Annotated in this window: 16 protein-coding genes; 14 read left to right on the forward strand and 2 right to left on the reverse strand. The window is 44.0% G+C overall.

From position 1 onward, the window contains the following. Positions 1-19 precede the first annotated feature (19 nt). From IEV61_RS05800 to IEV61_RS05835, 8 genes are all read left to right on the forward strand, one after another. Positions 20-1,258: a PP2C family protein-serine/threonine phosphatase gene (locus IEV61_RS05800; RefSeq protein ID WP_188414661.1), complete on the forward strand. Its 1,239-nt coding sequence runs from the start codon at positions 20-22 to the stop codon at positions 1,256-1,258. A 24-nt stretch (positions 1,259-1,282) separates the two neighbouring features. Further along, positions 1,283-1,786, forward strand: a complete 504-nt coding sequence (locus tag IEV61_RS05805) for a hypothetical protein (RefSeq protein WP_188414662.1) — start codon at positions 1,283-1,285, stop codon at positions 1,784-1,786. Positions 1,787-1,859: 73 nt separating this feature from the next. Then, entirely contained in the window at positions 1,860-2,516 is a 657-nt protein-coding gene (rnhB, locus tag IEV61_RS05810) for a ribonuclease HII (protein WP_188414663.1), read from the forward strand. Between the two features lie 52 nt (positions 2,517-2,568). After that, the gene (locus IEV61_RS05815; RefSeq protein WP_188414664.1) at positions 2,569-3,777 is read left to right on the forward strand and encodes a glycosyltransferase family 4 protein; all 1,209 of its coding nucleotides are present in this window, start codon (positions 2,569-2,571) and stop codon (positions 3,775-3,777) included. 49 nt (positions 3,778-3,826) lie between these two features. Then, entirely contained in the window at positions 3,827-4,906 is a 1,080-nt protein-coding gene (gcvT, locus tag IEV61_RS05820) for a glycine cleavage system aminomethyltransferase GcvT (protein WP_188414665.1), read from the forward strand. Between the two features lie 127 nt (positions 4,907-5,033). Further along, a complete protein-coding gene (locus IEV61_RS05825) occupies positions 5,034-5,753 on the forward strand; it encodes a 2-phosphosulfolactate phosphatase (RefSeq protein WP_188414666.1) in 720 nt (239 codons plus the stop codon). A 145-nt stretch (positions 5,754-5,898) separates the two neighbouring features. Next, positions 5,899-6,549, forward strand: a complete 651-nt coding sequence (gene trmB, locus IEV61_RS05830; RefSeq protein ID WP_188414668.1) for a tRNA (guanosine(46)-N7)-methyltransferase TrmB — start codon at positions 5,899-5,901, stop codon at positions 6,547-6,549. 3 nt (positions 6,550-6,552) lie between these two features. Beyond that, a complete protein-coding gene (locus IEV61_RS05835) occupies positions 6,553-6,888 on the forward strand; it encodes an MGMT family protein (protein ID WP_188414670.1) in 336 nt (111 codons plus the stop codon). 1 nt (position 6,889) lies between these two features. Here IEV61_RS05835 and IEV61_RS05840 read toward each other — a convergent pair whose 3' ends face one another. Then, positions 6,890-7,249: a VOC family protein gene (locus IEV61_RS05840; protein WP_188414672.1), complete on the reverse strand. Its 360-nt coding sequence runs from the start codon at positions 7,247-7,249 to the stop codon at positions 6,890-6,892. Between the two features lie 112 nt (positions 7,250-7,361). Between IEV61_RS05840 and IEV61_RS05845 the strand changes: the two genes are divergently transcribed. From IEV61_RS05845 to polA, 6 genes are all read left to right on the forward strand, one after another. Continuing rightward, positions 7,362-7,706 carry a carboxymuconolactone decarboxylase family protein gene (locus IEV61_RS05845; protein ID WP_188414673.1) on the forward strand — a complete coding sequence of 115 codons (345 nt, stop codon included), beginning with the start codon at positions 7,362-7,364 and terminating at the stop codon, positions 7,704-7,706. Between the two features lie 43 nt (positions 7,707-7,749). Continuing rightward, on the forward strand, positions 7,750-8,379 hold the full coding sequence (locus tag IEV61_RS05850) for a biopolymer transporter ExbD (RefSeq protein WP_188414674.1): 630 nt from the start codon (positions 7,750-7,752) through the stop codon (positions 8,377-8,379). Positions 8,380-8,393: 14 nt separating this feature from the next. Beyond that, positions 8,394-9,287 (forward strand): helix-turn-helix domain-containing protein, encoded by an 894-nt coding sequence (locus IEV61_RS05855; protein ID WP_188414675.1) that lies wholly within the window; start codon positions 8,394-8,396, stop codon positions 9,285-9,287. Between the two features lie 66 nt (positions 9,288-9,353). Beyond that, positions 9,354-10,091 (forward strand): SDR family oxidoreductase, encoded by a 738-nt coding sequence (locus IEV61_RS05860; protein ID WP_188414676.1) that lies wholly within the window; start codon positions 9,354-9,356, stop codon positions 10,089-10,091. A gap of 103 nt (positions 10,092-10,194) precedes the next feature. Then, the gene (locus tag IEV61_RS05865) at positions 10,195-10,776 is read left to right on the forward strand and encodes a DNA-3-methyladenine glycosylase I (protein WP_188414677.1); all 582 of its coding nucleotides are present in this window, start codon (positions 10,195-10,197) and stop codon (positions 10,774-10,776) included. A gap of 232 nt (positions 10,777-11,008) precedes the next feature. Further along, on the forward strand, positions 11,009-13,822 hold the full coding sequence (polA, locus tag IEV61_RS05870; protein ID WP_188414678.1) for a DNA polymerase I: 2,814 nt from the start codon (positions 11,009-11,011) through the stop codon (positions 13,820-13,822). A gap of 512 nt (positions 13,823-14,334) precedes the next feature. Here the strand turns inward: polA and IEV61_RS05875 are convergent. After that, positions 14,335-16,437, reverse strand: a complete 2,103-nt coding sequence (locus IEV61_RS05875; RefSeq protein WP_188414680.1) for a glycoside hydrolase family 97 protein — start codon at positions 16,435-16,437, stop codon at positions 14,335-14,337. Positions 16,438-16,463 lie beyond the last annotated feature (26 nt).

Raw genomic sequence — 16,463 nt, forward strand, 5'->3', positions numbered from 1 at the left:
AGAACCTCTAAGAATACGAATGCAGAATATTGACGAAGGTTCAGGTGAGGATGATCTAATTAAGCTGTTGCTTAAGCGCCAGTGGGAATTAAACTCTTTACTTGAGGTTACACAGGCTATCAATAAAAATACAGCCGCCCCTGTGTTGCTTCAAATGCTCGAAGTTATTTTAAAAAACTACCTGCAGGTAGGTAAGCTTCGCTTTTTGCTTGAAAAGCAGGGCGGGTATATATGCGTATCTAAATACGGAGGCGAATTTGAGGGCGTGCCGGCACTGCATAAGGCATGTGCACTGCTCAAAAAAGTAAAATCGCCCACGGCGCTATCGGGCTATACCGATGCTGTGCTGAATAACTATAACTACTTCATTCCCATTTATCATAAGAACAGGCCTTTAGCTTATGCTCTCATTGGCGATTTTTCCCTTTCGGGGGAAATGATGAGCAATGACCTTAACTTCATGCAAACGCTTATTAACGTAATTGTGGTGGCGTTGGAGAATAAAAAGTTGTTCAGAGAGCGATTGCAGGCCGAGCGTTTTCAGCGCGAAATGGAGCTTGCGGTTGAGGTACAGAACATGCTCATCCCTGTTAAAATTCATAAAGATAAAGCTGTGGAGGCAAGCGCCAAATACCTGCCACATCAGGATATAGGCGGCGATTATTTTGACTTTTTCAGGCTCAACGATGATGAGTTTTTGTGGTGTATTGCCGATGTGTCGGGCAAAGGAATATCGGCCGCGTTGCTGATGGCCAACTTTCAGGCCAGTTTGCGTGCCTGGGCAACTGTGGAGAGCGATTTGAGTATGGTAATGCAAAGGCTCAACACCATCGTAATCCGTAATACCAAAGGCGAACGCTTCATTACCTTGTTTTTGGCCAAGTACAACGAAAAAAGCCGCAAACTCCGCTACATAAACGGTGGACATAATCCGCCTATTTTATTTGACGGAAAAACGGCTTGTCTTTTGAAAAGCGGTACCACTATGATAGGGGTATTTGATGAGCTACCCTTTTTAAACCAGGGCGAAGTAACCGTTGAACCTGGCAGCATGGTGTTCAATTATACCGATGGTTTGATGGATTATGAAATGGAGCAGGATATACGCTGGAACGAAGGGAAATTAATGAATTACGTGATAGACAACGGCCACCTCTCGCCCGATAAGTTTAACCAAAATCTAATGGATCACCTGGGCCGTATTATCAAAGGTAAGCGTATAGACGACATTACATTACTAACCTTGAGGATCTTTTAGTTCTTATTTATTTAAATAATTGCAATGACTAAAAATGTTTTCTTACTATTTGTATTAGTGATTGTATGTGGGTGTCATAAGAAAAGCGGTATAAAAAAAGTTGAGTTTGCTAAAAGTTTTTGTTTTGGCAGTTGCGTAGCAGCAGCAATAAAAATTGATAGTGCAGGAAACTATAAATTGTTTACCGATAGCTCACAGGACTGGAATTTTAAAGGTAAACAACCGGCTACCCGTTCATATGTAGGAAAAATCAGCAATGATTATTGGAATCAGTTAACTGATTTACTTGAAGATGCAGAATATAAAAGTAGCGATACAACAAAGAAAATTGAAATAGCGGACACGCAACATTACGAAGTGTTCATATATGACGGTAGTGCTAAGATAAAACTGTCTAAAATAAATAAAGTAGAATATGCTATTTATAAGTTTATTGATAGTTCAGCGCATCTTGTCAAGCTTAGGCGAATACCTGATACGTTAAATTTTGGAACAACTATGCAGATAAATCCACAGTTACTTCCTTAATATATGTAATCTCTCATTTAACAATAATCTTATAATTCATATTTGTTAACTTTGATTATTGATTATAATCTCGATGGCAAAAAACAAAAGACAGCCGGTTTTAAAAACAAAAACACCCGTTGCCGAAAAATTTGCATTATCTGCCTGTTATCAGCACGAATTGATTGAAGCCGGCTGCGATGAAGCCGGCCGCGGTTGCCTGGCTGGTCCGGTATTTGCCGCCGCCGTAATTTTACCACCCGATTTTGAGCATAACTTGTTGAACGACTCCAAGCAGCTATGCGAAGCCGACCGCTACAACCTGCGTATTGAAATTGAACAACGTGCCATTGCTTACGCCGTAGCCTCGGTGAGCAATATAGAAATAGATGAGATCAACATCCTCAACGCTTCTTTTTTGGCCATGCACAGGGCTATAGACCAATTGCATTTAACGCCCGAGTTCTTGATTATAGACGGCAATCGTTTCAATAAATATAAGACCACTCCTCATGAGTGCATCATTCAGGGCGATGGTAAGTATTTCAGCATTGCTGCAGCCTCCATACTGGCTAAAACCTATCGCGACGACTATATGCAGCAGTTAGCTACCGAGCACCCGGAGTACGACTGGCACACCAATAAGGGCTATCCTACCATTAAACATCGCAACATGGTAATGCAGCATGGCTTTACACCGCACCACCGCCGTACTTTTAATGTCACAAATCCACAACTAAGTATCTTTTAATTTTGATTAGCACCGCAGGGTTAATATTTTTGTTGCCAACCAATTAACCCTTGTGAAAATCCTGTTGATTACCCATCTCGCGCCATTTCCGCAAAACAGCGGTTATCCTATCGTGGTGGGCAATACGATTAGGGGCTTAATTAATTCAGGACATCAAGTTTCCCTCTTCTCCCTCAACCCACAGAAGCAAAAACACCATCAACAGGAATCCACTGATGATTTGATGGGGCAGATCAATTACTACTGCCATAGTATTGATACCAGCATATCGCTCAAACACGCCATTTTGGGCTTGTTTTACCGCAAACTTTATACGGTAGACCGCTACTACCATCCCGAATTTGAGCGTTTACTGATCAAAGAAGTGGAGAGCGGCGGATACGACATTATTCAGTTTGAGGGCTTATTTGTGACGCCATATTTGCAGGCCGTTCGTAAAGTAACCAAAGCTAAATGTATTTATCGCGCCCACCATATCGAGTACCTGGTTTGGGAGCGTTTGTCTAAACAGAAGAACGACCCTGTTAAGAAGTTGTATTTGAGTATGATTGCCAAGCGCATTAAACAATATGAGTTGAAGCAATTCGACCAGTTTCATGCCATTGCCGTATTTACCAACCAGGATAAAGAAGCCATACAACTGCATAACCAGGCCAGTATCCCTGTAGAAATTTTACCGGTGGGTTTAGACCTCACCCGCTACCAGCCCGATTACCGTAAAACAGAGTTCCCGAGTTTGTTCTTTTTAGGGGCTATGGATTGGATGCCTAATCGTGAGGGTATTGAGTGGTTCCTGGAGAATTTTTCCAAGGAAATTACCGACGGTGATTTGCGCGCCCGCTTTTACGTGGCCGGGAACGATATACCCGAACGCTTTGATGATTACGAAGTGGTAGGTAAGATTTTTATCCACGGCGAGGTAGATGATGCTTTGGAATTTGTGAATACTAAGGCCATTATGATTGTTCCGCTATTATCGGGTGGAGGAATGCGGGTTAAAATTGTGGAGGGCATGGCTATGCAGAAATGTATTATTTCTACCTCTTTAGGTGCAGAGGGTATAAATTATATCCAGGGCGAAAACATCCTGATCGCCAACACGCCGCAAGAATTTTATCGTGCTATTAAACGCTGTATTACCGACGAAAACTACTGCAAACGCATTGGCCTCAATGCCCGCAAACTGGTTGAGGAGCAGCATGACACGCATAAAATAACCGAACGCCTAGTTAGTTTCTATCAGCGCATGTTATTAGCCTGATATTGGGGCTAATTTTCTTACTTTTGCGGCCAGAACAATCCTTTCATTAATGAAGAATACCGCTTTAACCAATATACACATCCGCGAGGGTGCCAAGATGGTGCCGTTTGCAGGTTACAATATGCCCGTACAATATGCAGGCATTAATGTGGAACACGAAACCGTACGTAAGGCGGTAGGTGTGTTTGATGTAAGCCACATGGGCGAATTTATTTTGAAAGGCGAAAAAGCCCTCGACTTTATTCAGCAGGTAACCAGCAACGACGCATCTAAATTGTACAATGGTAAAGTGCAGTATTCTTGTTTGCCTAACGAAGATGGCGGTATTGTTGACGATCTGCTGGTTTATCGTATGGACGAGAAAACCTACATGCTGGTAGTTAACGCCTCCAATATTGAGAAAGACTGGAACTGGATAAGTAAGTACAATACGTATGGCGTAGATATGAAAAACATATCTGACCGTACCTCTTTACTGGCTATCCAAGGCCCTAAAGCTACCGAAGCACTGCAAAGCCTGACCGAAATTGATTTGGGTTCAATGGAATATTATACTTTCCAAAAAGGCAAATTTGCCGGTATTGACAATGTGGTTGTATCGGCTACGGGTTATACCGGTGCAGGTGGTTTTGAAATATATTTTGATAACGAGCATGCCGAAGAAATGTGGGCTGCCGTATTTAAAGCAGGCGAAGCTTTCGGTATTAAGCCTATTGGTTTAGCCGCCCGCGATACCTTACGCCTGGAAATGGGTTTCTGCCTTTATGGTAACGATATTGATGATACCACTTCTCCTTTAGAAGCAGGTTTAGGCTGGATCACCAAATTTACTAAGCCTTTTACCAATGCCGAAGCACTGCAACAGCAAAAACAACAAGGCATTACTAAAAAGCTGATAGGCTTTGAAATGATAGATCGCGGCATCCCTCGCCACGATTACGAAATTGTAGATGCCGAAGGCAACGTTATTGGCCGGGTAACCTCCGGCACACAATCACCTTCGCTGCAAAAAGCAATAGGTATGGGTTATGTCAACCAACCTTTCGCTAAAGAAGGTTCCGAAATTTTTATCAAGATCCGCGATAATAAGGTGAAAGCCCAGGTGGTTAAAATGCCTTTTCTGAAGTAATAATTACCGCACTAACTCCACCATGTCATTGCGAGCGTAGCGTGGCAATCCCAAGCGTTTAAATAGTACGCGTGCGGTTGCCACGTCGCTATCGCTCCTCGCAATGACATGTTCTTAAGCTAAGAACATGCAAAAAAAACTACTCGAAGTTTGCCTTACTCCGGCACTGCTCCCCCTATATAAAGTTGAAGATTATATTGTAGTCATTATCGATATTTTTCGCGCCACGTCTTCTATTTGCTACGGCATAGAGAACGGTGCCCAAGCCATCATACCGGTATCAGAAGTAGAGGAATGTGCTGCGTATCGCGAAAAGGGGCTCAACTACCTGCTGGCCGCAGAGCGCAATGGCGAGGTAGTAGCCGGGTTTGATTTTGGTAACTCGCCGTTTGCCTACACGGCTGACAAAGTAGCCGGTAAAACGGTAGTTTTGACTACTACCAACGGCACTCATGCACTGCACTTATCGCGTAATGCTAAAAAGATAGTGATAGGCTCGTTCCTGAATTTAACAGCACTTTCCAACTGGCTTAAAACGCAGGAGGAGAACATTTTAATGGTTTGTGCCGGTTGGAAAAACAATTTCAACCTGGAAGATACGCTTTTTGCCGGTGCGGTAATTGAGCAGTTAAAAGGCGATTGCTATGTGTTAGATGATCCTGCCTTGGCGGCAAACGACCTGTTCCAGATAGGTAAGAACGATATTAGCCAGTACCTCAGTAAAACATCGCATGGCGAACGTTTGAAAAAGTTAGGTATTGAGCAAGATATAGCCTTTTGTTTGCAGGTAGATATTGCCACCGCCATCCCGGTTTTGGAAGGTGAAAAGCTGGTGAAATTAGCTTAATTACCCATCAGGTTTTTCTTTAGGATTTGCTCCCATTAATTCAAAAAACCTCAAAAAACTTCATTTAATTACATCGCGGGTGTTTCGGTTGTTCATTTTCGGGTAACAGGCAGATTGCTTACTTTTGCACCTTTAATTTTTAGCAGTGGGAAAAGATAAGTTAAGGCGTTTTGCCGAAATAGAGACCTTTAGTAACGTAGTACAGATGGATGCCGGCAAACCTTACAAAGGTAAGTGGGCAACCGAGTTTTTTAAGAACACCAACCCCGTTGTTTTAGAACTGGCCTGCGGTAAAGGCGAGTACACCGTGAACCTGGCGCAGATGTTCCCCGGGAAAAACTTTATTGGGATAGACTATAAAGGCAACCGCATTTGGCGTGGCGCTAAAACCGCTATCGAAGAAAACATAACCAACGTTGGCTTTTTGCGCATACAGATTGAAAACCTGGTAGATTACTTTGGCGAAAACGAAATTGACGAGATCTGGATAACGTTCCCTGATCCGCAGCCGCAAATTAGCCGCGAAAAAAAACGCCTAACTTCACCCCGCTTTTTAAACCTGTACAAGCAAATGCTTAAACCCGGCGGCTTCATTAACCTGAAAACCGATAACGATGGCCTGCATGCTTACACTGCCGAAAAAATTGAGGAGCTTGGTCTGGAACTTCACATCAAAACCGAAGACCTATACCACTCGCCCTATGCCGATGAGGTGCTCAACATCAAAACTTATTACGAGAAAAAGTATTTAAAGGATAATAAGAACATTAATTACCTCAAGTACTCTTTAGACTAACCTATGGCGGCCGATCCTAACTTTAACGATCATGTGTTTGAAGTAGCCCGGCAGGTGCCTGTAGGCAGGGTAACTTCTTACGGTGCCATTGCCAAGTTTCTGGGTGTAGGCAACTGGTCGCGCAAGGTGGGTAAGGCTATGGGTTTGGTTGCAGGTATTGAACCATATGTTCCCTTTCAGCGGGTGGTGAATAGTCAGGGGCGTTTAACGGGCGGTACCTCGGGTATCGAACACCGGGCTCAGCTGCTGGCCGAAGAAGGCGTTACCGTGATTGGCGACAAGGTGCAGAATTTCAAAACCGTATTTTGGGACCCGGTTAAAGAACTCAACTTCGATTAGCTTAATCTCTTTGCAATAACTCCATCCGGTTGCCAAAAGGATCGGTAAATGAAAAGCGGCTGCGTCCCGGTAATACCCGCTGCTTTTGAATGATAACACCATTGTTAATGAGGTGCTGCCTGGCTGCTTCTAAGTCAACCACCTCAAAAGCGGTGTGGCGTATAGTGCCGGGCAGCGGTTCTTCCACGCCTACATGCAATTCTATATTGGCGGCGGTAAACCAAATGCCATCATCGCCTAACTCTAAGGGGCGGTGAATCTCATTCAGTCCCATTACTTCCTTGTAAAAATGCCGTGCTTCTTCCAACCGTTCGGCAGGTACACAAATATGAATATGGTCTATACGTTTAAAGCTGATCATGATTGCTGCAGAGTGTTATTGTTAGGTCAAAGATAGTTTAACCCTATACTGGAAATCAGAATTTTAACGAATATTGCATCTCCTTAATAACTCAATAACAAATAACCAACTCATGGGACAACTCATAGAAGAATTCAACGACTACCGTACCAGAATGAACGACCGCATTATGGAAACGGCCAATACCAATATCAAACGCTTTTTTGCTTTAGATACCACCACCTATGCCGACGGTGCCCTTGACGTTAAAACCAAGGAAATGCTGGGGCTGGTTGCCAGCATGGTATTACGCTGCGACGATTGCATTAAATACCACTTAGGCAAAGCCCACGAAGCCGGCGTAAACGACGCCGAAATGAACGAGATCTTTATGATCGCCAACCTGGTTGGCGGTTCTATCGTGATCCCACATTATAGGAGGGCTGTAGAGTATTGGGATGAGTTGAACGGGTTGTAATTAAGGTGAATGTCAGTATATTGCATCATAAATAGGTTATTGTATGATGCTTAAACACAAGCGGCAAAATAGAATTGCAAATGTTGACATGGTTGCCATGTGCGACATTGCTTTTCTTTTGTTGTGCTTTTTTATGCTCTCAGCTAAGTTTAAAGATATCAATAGTCCTATACAGGTAACTACGCCAGCTACGAAGTATTCGATGATTGTGTGCTCTATGCATGATAATAACGTGGCGGTAATTTTAATTCGTGATAATAAAGTGTTCTTACAGCTTAACGATGTTGCCTTACGGAAGCAGACCCTACTGAACATGGCTTTAAAAAGAAAGATAAATTTTAATGAAGCTGAATTAAGTAAGTTTTCGTTAATAGGTAATTTTGGTTCACCTATGCACCAGTTGAAAAGTTTTATAAGCCAATACAACAATAGAACGCATGTTAATTTGCAAGGAATTCCTATTGATACTACTGCGAATAATGAGTTTTACCACTGGATACAAGAGGCAAGAAAAGCATTTTACTTACAGCATCGTGCAGAGCTGCATTTTGCCATAGAAGGAGAACAAAAGCAATCTTACCCTACTATAAAACTCGTTATAGACAATTTGCAAAAGCAGGACATTAATAAGTTTGAATTAGTTACAAGAAGTGCAAACCAAGCCGGTTTATAAATTATAACAAATTAATGTACCCTTCTACTGTATTAGACGTAATCCCTAACTATCCCTTCGAGCCTGACGAGTCGGTAGCTAACCCTATTTTCCGTATTCAGCGGGATGATTGCGTAGCTACTTACAAACGGTCTGATTTTCTCATTCCGCACCGTAAAGAGTATTACTTTATGGCGCTGGTAAAAGCAGGCAGCAGCCGGCATTGGATAGATACGGTACCCTATACCGTTAGGCCCGGGGCGTTTTATTTCACCATACCGCACCAGGTACATTTAAAGGAAGAGGTTCAACCTTTTACGGGTATTAGTTTAGGAATTACTGAAGAGTTTTTAGCATTAGACGAGAGCGGTGCGCTTAAAAAGCTGCCAGTTATTCAAAACCCCGATAACGGGCATGAGTTGGTATTAAGCGATGCTGATTTGTTGTTTGTAGAAGACCTGCTCGAAAAAATGCTGGCAGAGTACAACACAAAGAATAATTGGCAAAACACCATGCTGCTGGCTTATACCAAAGTGTTGTTGATTTATTTAAGCCGGTTATACGAGCAGCAATTCAGCTTAGCTACTCCGCAGCCTAACCGATTGCTGCTTAAAACCTATTTATCCAAAATTGAAGAATGGTATACCCGCCTGCACGATGTAGCCGCTTATGCCGGTATGATGAATTTATCGGCAGGGCACCTGAGCGAACTGGTAAAGGAACAAAGCGGCAAGCCAGCCATCGTGCATATTCATGAGCGCTTAATTGTAGAAGCCAAACGCCTGCTTTTTCATACCGATCAATCTATTAAGGAAATTGCTTTTGCCCTCGGTTTTGAAGACGCTTCATACTTTAACCGCTTCTTTAAACGCATTGCCTTAACCACCCCGGCCCACTACCGCAGCAGCATCCGTAAAATGTACCATTGAAACCCGCTTATGTGCTGTTGAGGTTTATTACAGGCCGCTACCTTTGTAGCGTAAACATTAACACACATGAAAACAGCATTAATAACAGGAGCTAACAAGAGCATTGGTTTTGAAACCGCCAGGATATTAGCCGGGCATGGATATTTTGTATACATAGGCTGCCGCGATTTGGCTAAGGGCCAGCAAGCGGTTGAGCAGTTGAAAGCCGACGGACTCACCACGCTCGAAGCCTTGCAGATAGACGTAACCGATAAAGCATCTATTGAGGCAGCACAACAGTACGTTGAGCAAAATAATGGCAAGCTGGATGTTTTGGTGAATAATGCCGGTATCAGTGGCAGTCTGCCTCAAAGTGCCGAAACGTTTGAGGTGTCAGCCATACGCGAAGTGTACGACACCAACTTTTTTGGTGTAATAGAAGTTACCCAGGCTTTTTTACCCTTACTCAAAAAGGCGGAGGCCGGCGTTATTGCCAACGTAACTTCGGGATTGGGTTCGCTTACTCTGCACAGCGATCCATCATGGCCATATTACCCATATAAAACGGCAGCTTATGGCACTTCAAAGTCGGCCTTAAATGCTTATACCATTGTATTAGCCTACGAACTGCGCGATACCCCTATCCGTGTAAACGCTATTGACCCCGGCTACACCGCTACCGATTTTAATAACCACCAAGGCCCGCTAAAAGTAGAAGATTCTGCTGCTTTCGTAGCTAAATATGCAGTTATCGGCGCCGATGGTCCTACCGGTAAATTCTTTAGCCACGATGCTCAAACCGAGAATAACGAATGCCCTTGGTAAAGCTGCTATAACATTATAAGCAAAAGGCAATTCTTTTTTAGGATTGCCTTTTGTGTTTTGATAAAAATTTTAGCAATTTACCGTCATCAACCTTAGTGAATATATGGCCTCATCAGATAACATACAACCGCCAACAGACAACAGAAAAAGATGCTCCTGGTGTGGTACCGACCCTTTATATATGAAGTACCATGATGAAGAGTGGGGCAAGGTAGTACATGATGATGAAATATTGTTCGAGTTCCTGGTACTCGAATCTGCCCAGGCCGGTTTAAGCTGGATCACCATTCTACGCCGGAGGGAAAATTACCGCAATGCCTTTGCCGGTTTCGATGTGCAAAAAGTAGCCGCCATGCAACCACCCGATGTGGAGCGGTTAATGCAGGATGCAGGCATCATCCGTAACCGGCTTAAAATTACCACGACCATCACCAACGCGCAAAACTTTATTAAGGTTCAAAAGGAGTTTGGCTCCTTTGATAAATACCTCTGCAGCTTTATGCCCGATGGTAAGCCTATAAATAATCAGGTAAGCCAAACGCCAATCCGCACCGAAATATCCGACGCCATCAGTAAAGACATGAAAAAGCGGGGCTTCAAATTTTTTGGCACCACTATATGTTACGCCTACATGCAGGCCACCGGCATGGTAAACGATCATGTGGTGGAGTGTGCGTTTAAATAAGTTGTCTGAACCGGAATTTTAAGAATTTGCCGAATTGACAGAATTTTTAATCGCTTACAAAATTTAAAGAGATAAGCCGTTAAATAATCAATTCTGGTAATTTTATAAATTCTTAAAATTCCGGTTCAGATATATAATTTATAAAAGCTTTGCCATCATTAATTCTATTTTTGTGATAGTTGAAATTGATGCCGGTAATTCAATAAATTCTTAAAATTCCGGTTCAGACAATATGAAGAAATTATTCCTCCTCGATGGTATGGCCCTGATGTACCGGGCGCACTTTGCGTTAAGTAAAAACCCGCGTTTTACCTCGGGCGGCTTAAATACATCGGCGGTAATGGGTTTTACCAATACCCTGCTGGATATTTTAAAGAAAGAAAAGCCAACCCACATGGCCGTGGTGTTTGATACCGATGCTCCCACCGAACGCCATACCGACTTTACCGCTTATAAAGCTCATAGGCAGGCCATGCCCGAAGACTTATCGGCGGCCATGCCATACGTGATCAAGCTCATCTTAGGCTTTAACATCCCCGTAATTACTTCAGACGGTTATGAGGCTGATGATATTATAGGCACCTTGGCCAAAAAAGCAGAGCAACGCGGTTATACCGTATTTTGTATGACACCCGATAAGGACTTTGCCCAGCTGGTATCGCCCAATATTTTTGTTTACAAACCCTCACGGATGGGCAGCGATATTGAAATTATGGGCGTTGAGGAAGTTAAAGCCAAATGGGAAATTGACGATGTTTGCCAGGTCATAGACATCTTAGGTTTGTGGGGCGATGCGGTGGATAACATCCCCGGTATCCCAGGCATTGGTGAAAAAACGGCTAAACTGCTCATCAAACAATACGGATCAGTAGAAAACATCATAGCCCACAGCCACGAGCTGAAAGGCAAAATGCGCGAAAACGTTGAGAACTTTGCAGAGCAGGGTCTATTATCTAAAAAGCTGGCTACCATATTATTGAATGCTCCAGTTGAACTGGATGAAGAGGGCTTGAAATTGTGCGACCCAAGCCGCGATTTATTAGAGCCGCTGTTTGCCGAATTAGAGTTCCGCACCCTGGGCCGCCGCGTATTTGGCGATGATTTCAGCATTACCGAGTATAAGGCGAGTCCGGGCGGACAACAGGATCTGTTTAGCAACCCGGAACCGGGCACTAACCGTACGCTGCAGGTTGACGTAAGCGACATTGCCGAACCTGAAATACAGGTAGCATCAAAGAACATCAACAATGTTCCGCACGAATATCACCTGGTAACCACACCCGAACAACGTGTCGAACTAATTGCTTTATTATTGCAGCAAACCGAAATTACTTTCGATACCGAAACTACCGGCATCGATGCCAATAACTGCGAACTGGTAGGTTTATCATTCGCCATTAAACCCGGCGAGGCCTGGTATATCCCTGTTTCGGCTAATTATGACGAAGCCAAGGCGGTGGCCGATGAGTTTAAGCCCATTCTGGAAAACGCCAATATTAAAAAGGTAGGTCAAAATGTTAAGTATGATATCTTGGTGCTGAAATGGTACAATATTGAAGTAAAAGGCCAGTTGTTTGATACCATGCTGGCGCATTACGTGTTAGACCCGGATACCCGCCACGGCATGGATATATTGTCGGAGAATTACCTGGGTTACAAGCCGGTTTCTATTACCGAACTCATTGGTCCTAAAGGCAAAAACCAGCGCACCATGCGCGATGTGGATGTGGAGAAGGTAAAAGATTACGCAGGCGAAGATGCCGATGTTACGCTGCAATTAAAAGAAGTATTTATACCCAAACTACAAGCCGCCGGCGGCGATCAACTCATTAACGAAATAGAGAACCCACTGGTTTATGTACTTGCCGATGTGGAGTTTGAAGGTGTTAAAATTGATGAAGAAACCTTAGCCGGATTCTCTAAAGAACTGGAAACAGATATTAACCGTTTAGAGCAAACCGTGTACGAAAAGGCCGGTGTAAAGTTCAACGTATCATCGCCCAAGCAATTAGGCGAGGTGTTGTTCGAAAAATTGATGCTCGACCCTAAAGCCAAGAAAACTAAAACCGGCCAGTACCAAACCGGCGAGGATGTGCTGTTGGCCTTAGCCAGCAAGAGTGATATTGTGCGGGATATATTGGATTTTCGCCAGTTATTAAAGTTGAAATCTACTTATGTAGATGCGCTGCCGCTGATGGTGAACCCCAAAACAGGTCGCATTCATACCTCGTACAACCAAGCCGTGGCTGCCACTGGCCGTTTAAGCTCTCAAAACCCTAACCTGCAAAATATCCCTATCCGTACCGAAAGGGGACGCGAGGTACGCAAGGCATTTATTCCGCGCGATGAGAACCACGTGCTGCTCTCGGCCGATTACTCTCAAATTGAACTGCGCATTATTGCCGAAATTAGCCAGGATCCAAACATGCTGGATGCTTTTGCTAAAAATCTGGATATCCACACCGCTACGGCAGCTAACGTGTATGGCATTGCTTTGGAGGAAGTAACCAGCGAGCAGCGCCGCAATGCCAAGGCGGTAAACTTTGGTATAATTTACGGGCAGTCGGCCTTTGGCTTATCGCAAAGCCTCGGCATTCCGCGTAAAGAGGCCAGCGATATTATTGAGCAATACTTTGTGCAGTTTGCCGGTATTAAAAATTACATGAGCGATACCATGAACTTTGCCCGCGAAAATGGCTACGTGAAAACCCTGATGGGCCGCCGCCGCTACCTGCGCGATATTAACTCGGCCAATGCCACCGTACGTGGCTTTGCCGAGCGAAATGCCATCAATGCCCCCATCCAGGGTTCGGCTGCTGATATGATCAAAATAGCCATGATCAACATTCACCGCGAATTAAAAGCCCAAAACCTGGGTACCCGCATGACCATGCAGGTGCATGATGAGTTGGTGTTTGATGTACCCAAGCATGAAGTAGAAATCATTAAACCCATTATAGCGCACCACATGAAAACCGCCATTAAAACCCAGGTGCCAATTATGGTAGAAATGGGCGTGGGCGTTAACTGGCTCGAAGCGCACTAACGATTTAACAAATCCGTCATTGCGAGGTACGAAGACAACCGACCGTAGGGAGCTCATTAATGCCATTAAAAACAAAAAACTCATTAATAATCTCTGCGGAGGTATTACTTTGTTTTGTGCCCTGTTAGGATTTGGATGTGCTTTGCCTTACGGCAGTGGAGGTTACTTTTCTTTTATACAAAAGAAAAGTAATCAAAAGAAACTTAGCGAAGCGATCTCATGAACATCAAAAACAAACAATTGTGAATAAACTTGCGGCTACGTTTATTTGCTATGAAAGGTAGTGCTTATATTGAGGCTTATGCTAGCCGCAAAACACTGATGCCGCGGAGATAAAATTTGGGTAGCGCTTAAGTTATATCATTAAGGAGATGCTCCTTAACTACCCTGTCATGCTAAGCATTCGCCGCTTCGCTAAGTCTTCGACAGGCTCAGACTGACAGGAGTGGCCAAGTACCGTTACTAAGAAAAGCCAGCTAAACAGCTGGCTTTTCTTAGTATCAACACAACACTTATTTGATACTGATTGCAAACCCACCACCCGGGGCAACGGCTTGCTTCAACACGGTTTTAGAGTTTACTTTCATTTTACGAATAATGTAGCTCTGCGGGTTTTTCTCGTAGTCGGCATCCTTGCCATCGGCATAAATGATGGCTTCGTAGGTTTTGCCTTTAGGCAGGTAATCGAATTTTACCGTGGCCGTGCGGGCATTCTCGTCGGTTATGCTGCCTACATACCATTCATTTTTGCCTTTGGCTTTGCGGGCAATGGTTAAGTAATCGCCGGGCTCGGCTTCGATGATGTAGCTATCGTCCCAATCAACGGCTACGTCTTTAATGAATTGGAATGCATCGGCAAACTTTTCGTAGGTCTCGGGTAAATCGGCCGCCATTTGCAGCGGACTATACATGGTTACATACAGGGCCAGTTGCTTGGTCAACGTGGTATGCACGAACGACTTATTTTCCGGGTTATACGCGCTGATCTTAGTTTGGAATATGCCCGGTGTATAATCCATTGGTCCGCCCACTAAGCGCGTAAATGGCAAAATGGTGGTATGGTCGGGGTTATTACCACCGAACGATTCGTACTCTGTACCACGGGCAGCCTCGTTGCCTATTAAATTAGGGTAAGTGCGCGCCAAACCGGTAGGGCGTATGGCCTCGTGCGCATTTACCATGATCTTGTAATCGGCTGCTTTGGTAATGGCATACAGGTAATGGTTCACCAGCCATTGTCCGTAATGGTGCTCTCCACGCGGAATGATCTGGCCTACGTACCCGCTTTTTACAGCATTGTAACCATTGGCTACCATAAATTTATACGCTGTATCTAAATGGCGCTCATAATTACGTACCGAACCCGAGGTTTCGTGGTGCATAATGATCTTTACATTTTTTGATGCGGCATAACGGTGCAGTTCCTTCACATCAAAATCGGGGTAAGGGGTTACAAAGTCGAACACATAATCCTTGGTTTTGCCAAACCAGTCTTCCCAGCCCTCGTTCCAGCCTTCTACCAGTACGGCGTCGAAGCCATTTTTAGCTGCAAAGTCAATGTATTTCTTCACGTTGGCGGTAGTGGCGCCATGTTTGCCGTTGGGTTGGGTTTTAGAGTAATCGGTAACGCCTAATTGTACGCTTTCCAGGTTATTGTAAGCCCAGGTGCTTTTACCGGTAATCATTTCCCACCAAACGCCTACGTATTTCACAGGCTTAATCCACGATACGTCTTTAAACTTGGTAGGCTCGTTGAGATTATACACCAGTTTCGATAATAAGATATCTCCCGCTTTATCACTCACGATCACCGTTCTCCAGGGCGATTGTGTAGGCGCCTGCATATAACCTTTATCGCCAATAGCATCGGGCGTTAAGAAGGATTCGAGCACCATGTTCTTATCGTCGAGGTTTAACGACATGCATGAATAATCTACCAGGGCAGCTTCGTGGATGTTGATGTATAAGCCATCCTTGCTTTTCATCATCAGCGGGGTTTGCACACCGGTTGGCGAAAAGGTAGTTTGGTTAACGTTGGCCGTAACAGCCGCTTTCATTTTGCCTCTTACTTCCGACAAATTAGAGGTTACGGTGCTGTACTCCTGCGTGTCAAAATCGCCGGGAAGCCAGAACGCTTTGTGATCGCCAGCGAGAGCAAATTGCGTATGCTCTTCCTTAATTACAAAATAATTAAGGTTAGGCTGTGATGGAAACTCGTAACGGAAACCCAAACCATCATTAAACAAACGGAAACGGATGCGGATAAAGCGGTCTTTTACTGCCTTCTGCGTAAGTGTTACCAGCAGTTCGTTATAATGGTTACGGATGGTTTTTTGCTCTCCCCAAACCGGTGTCCAGTTTTCATCAAACGTGGCTTTTGCGGTATTGGTTATGGTAAAACCATCCATAAAAGAAAGCACATCCTTAGTTTCGATACCCAGCTTACTGGTTTTGATCACTTCCTTTTTCTTGTAAGTAAGCTGGTAGGTTGGCACACCGCCATCTTTTAAAGAAAAGGTAAGTATTAAATTATTATCGGGCGAGGTAATGCTTTGCGCCTTTGCCGCAAGCAAACCACTTACCCATAGCAATGCAATTAATAAAAATTTACGCATGGTATACAAATAGGTTAACGATGTTT

Source organism: Mucilaginibacter galii (assembly GCF_014635825.1).
Taxonomy (GTDB): Bacteria; Bacteroidota; Bacteroidia; order Sphingobacteriales; family Sphingobacteriaceae; genus Mucilaginibacter; species Mucilaginibacter galii.

What these genes read in the sequence shown, in the direction of transcription:
- IEV61_RS05845 (WP_188414673.1), top strand. Translation starts at nt 7,362, where the DNA reads ATGGGACAACTCATAGAAGAATTCAACGACTACCGTACCAGAATGAAC.
- gcvT (WP_188414665.1), top strand. Translation starts at nt 3,827, where the DNA reads ATGAAGAATACCGCTTTAACCAATATACACATCCGCGAGGGTGCCAAG.
- IEV61_RS05800 (WP_188414661.1), top strand. Translation starts at nt 20, where the DNA reads ATGCAGAATATTGACGAAGGTTCAGGTGAGGATGATCTAATTAAGCTG.
- IEV61_RS05835 (WP_188414670.1), top strand. Translation starts at nt 6,553, where the DNA reads ATGGCGGCCGATCCTAACTTTAACGATCATGTGTTTGAAGTAGCCCGG.
- IEV61_RS05850 (WP_188414674.1), top strand. Translation starts at nt 7,750, where the DNA reads ATGATGCTTAAACACAAGCGGCAAAATAGAATTGCAAATGTTGACATG.
- IEV61_RS05865 (WP_188414677.1), top strand. Translation starts at nt 10,195, where the DNA reads ATGGCCTCATCAGATAACATACAACCGCCAACAGACAACAGAAAAAGA.
- IEV61_RS05840 (WP_188414672.1), bottom strand. Translation starts at nt 7,249, where the DNA reads ATGATCAGCTTTAAACGTATAGACCATATTCATATTTGTGTACCTGCC.
- IEV61_RS05805 (WP_188414662.1), top strand. Translation starts at nt 1,283, where the DNA reads ATGACTAAAAATGTTTTCTTACTATTTGTATTAGTGATTGTATGTGGG.
- IEV61_RS05855 (WP_188414675.1), top strand. Translation starts at nt 8,394, where the DNA reads ATGTACCCTTCTACTGTATTAGACGTAATCCCTAACTATCCCTTCGAG.
- IEV61_RS05875 (WP_188414680.1), bottom strand. Translation starts at nt 16,437, where the DNA reads ATGCGTAAATTTTTATTAATTGCATTGCTATGGGTAAGTGGTTTGCTT.
- IEV61_RS05860 (WP_188414676.1), top strand. Translation starts at nt 9,354, where the DNA reads ATGAAAACAGCATTAATAACAGGAGCTAACAAGAGCATTGGTTTTGAA.
- polA (WP_188414678.1), top strand. Translation starts at nt 11,009, where the DNA reads ATGAAGAAATTATTCCTCCTCGATGGTATGGCCCTGATGTACCGGGCG.
- IEV61_RS05825 (WP_188414666.1), top strand. Translation starts at nt 5,034, where the DNA reads ATGCAAAAAAAACTACTCGAAGTTTGCCTTACTCCGGCACTGCTCCCC.
- rnhB (WP_188414663.1), top strand. Translation starts at nt 1,860, where the DNA reads ATGGCAAAAAACAAAAGACAGCCGGTTTTAAAAACAAAAACACCCGTT.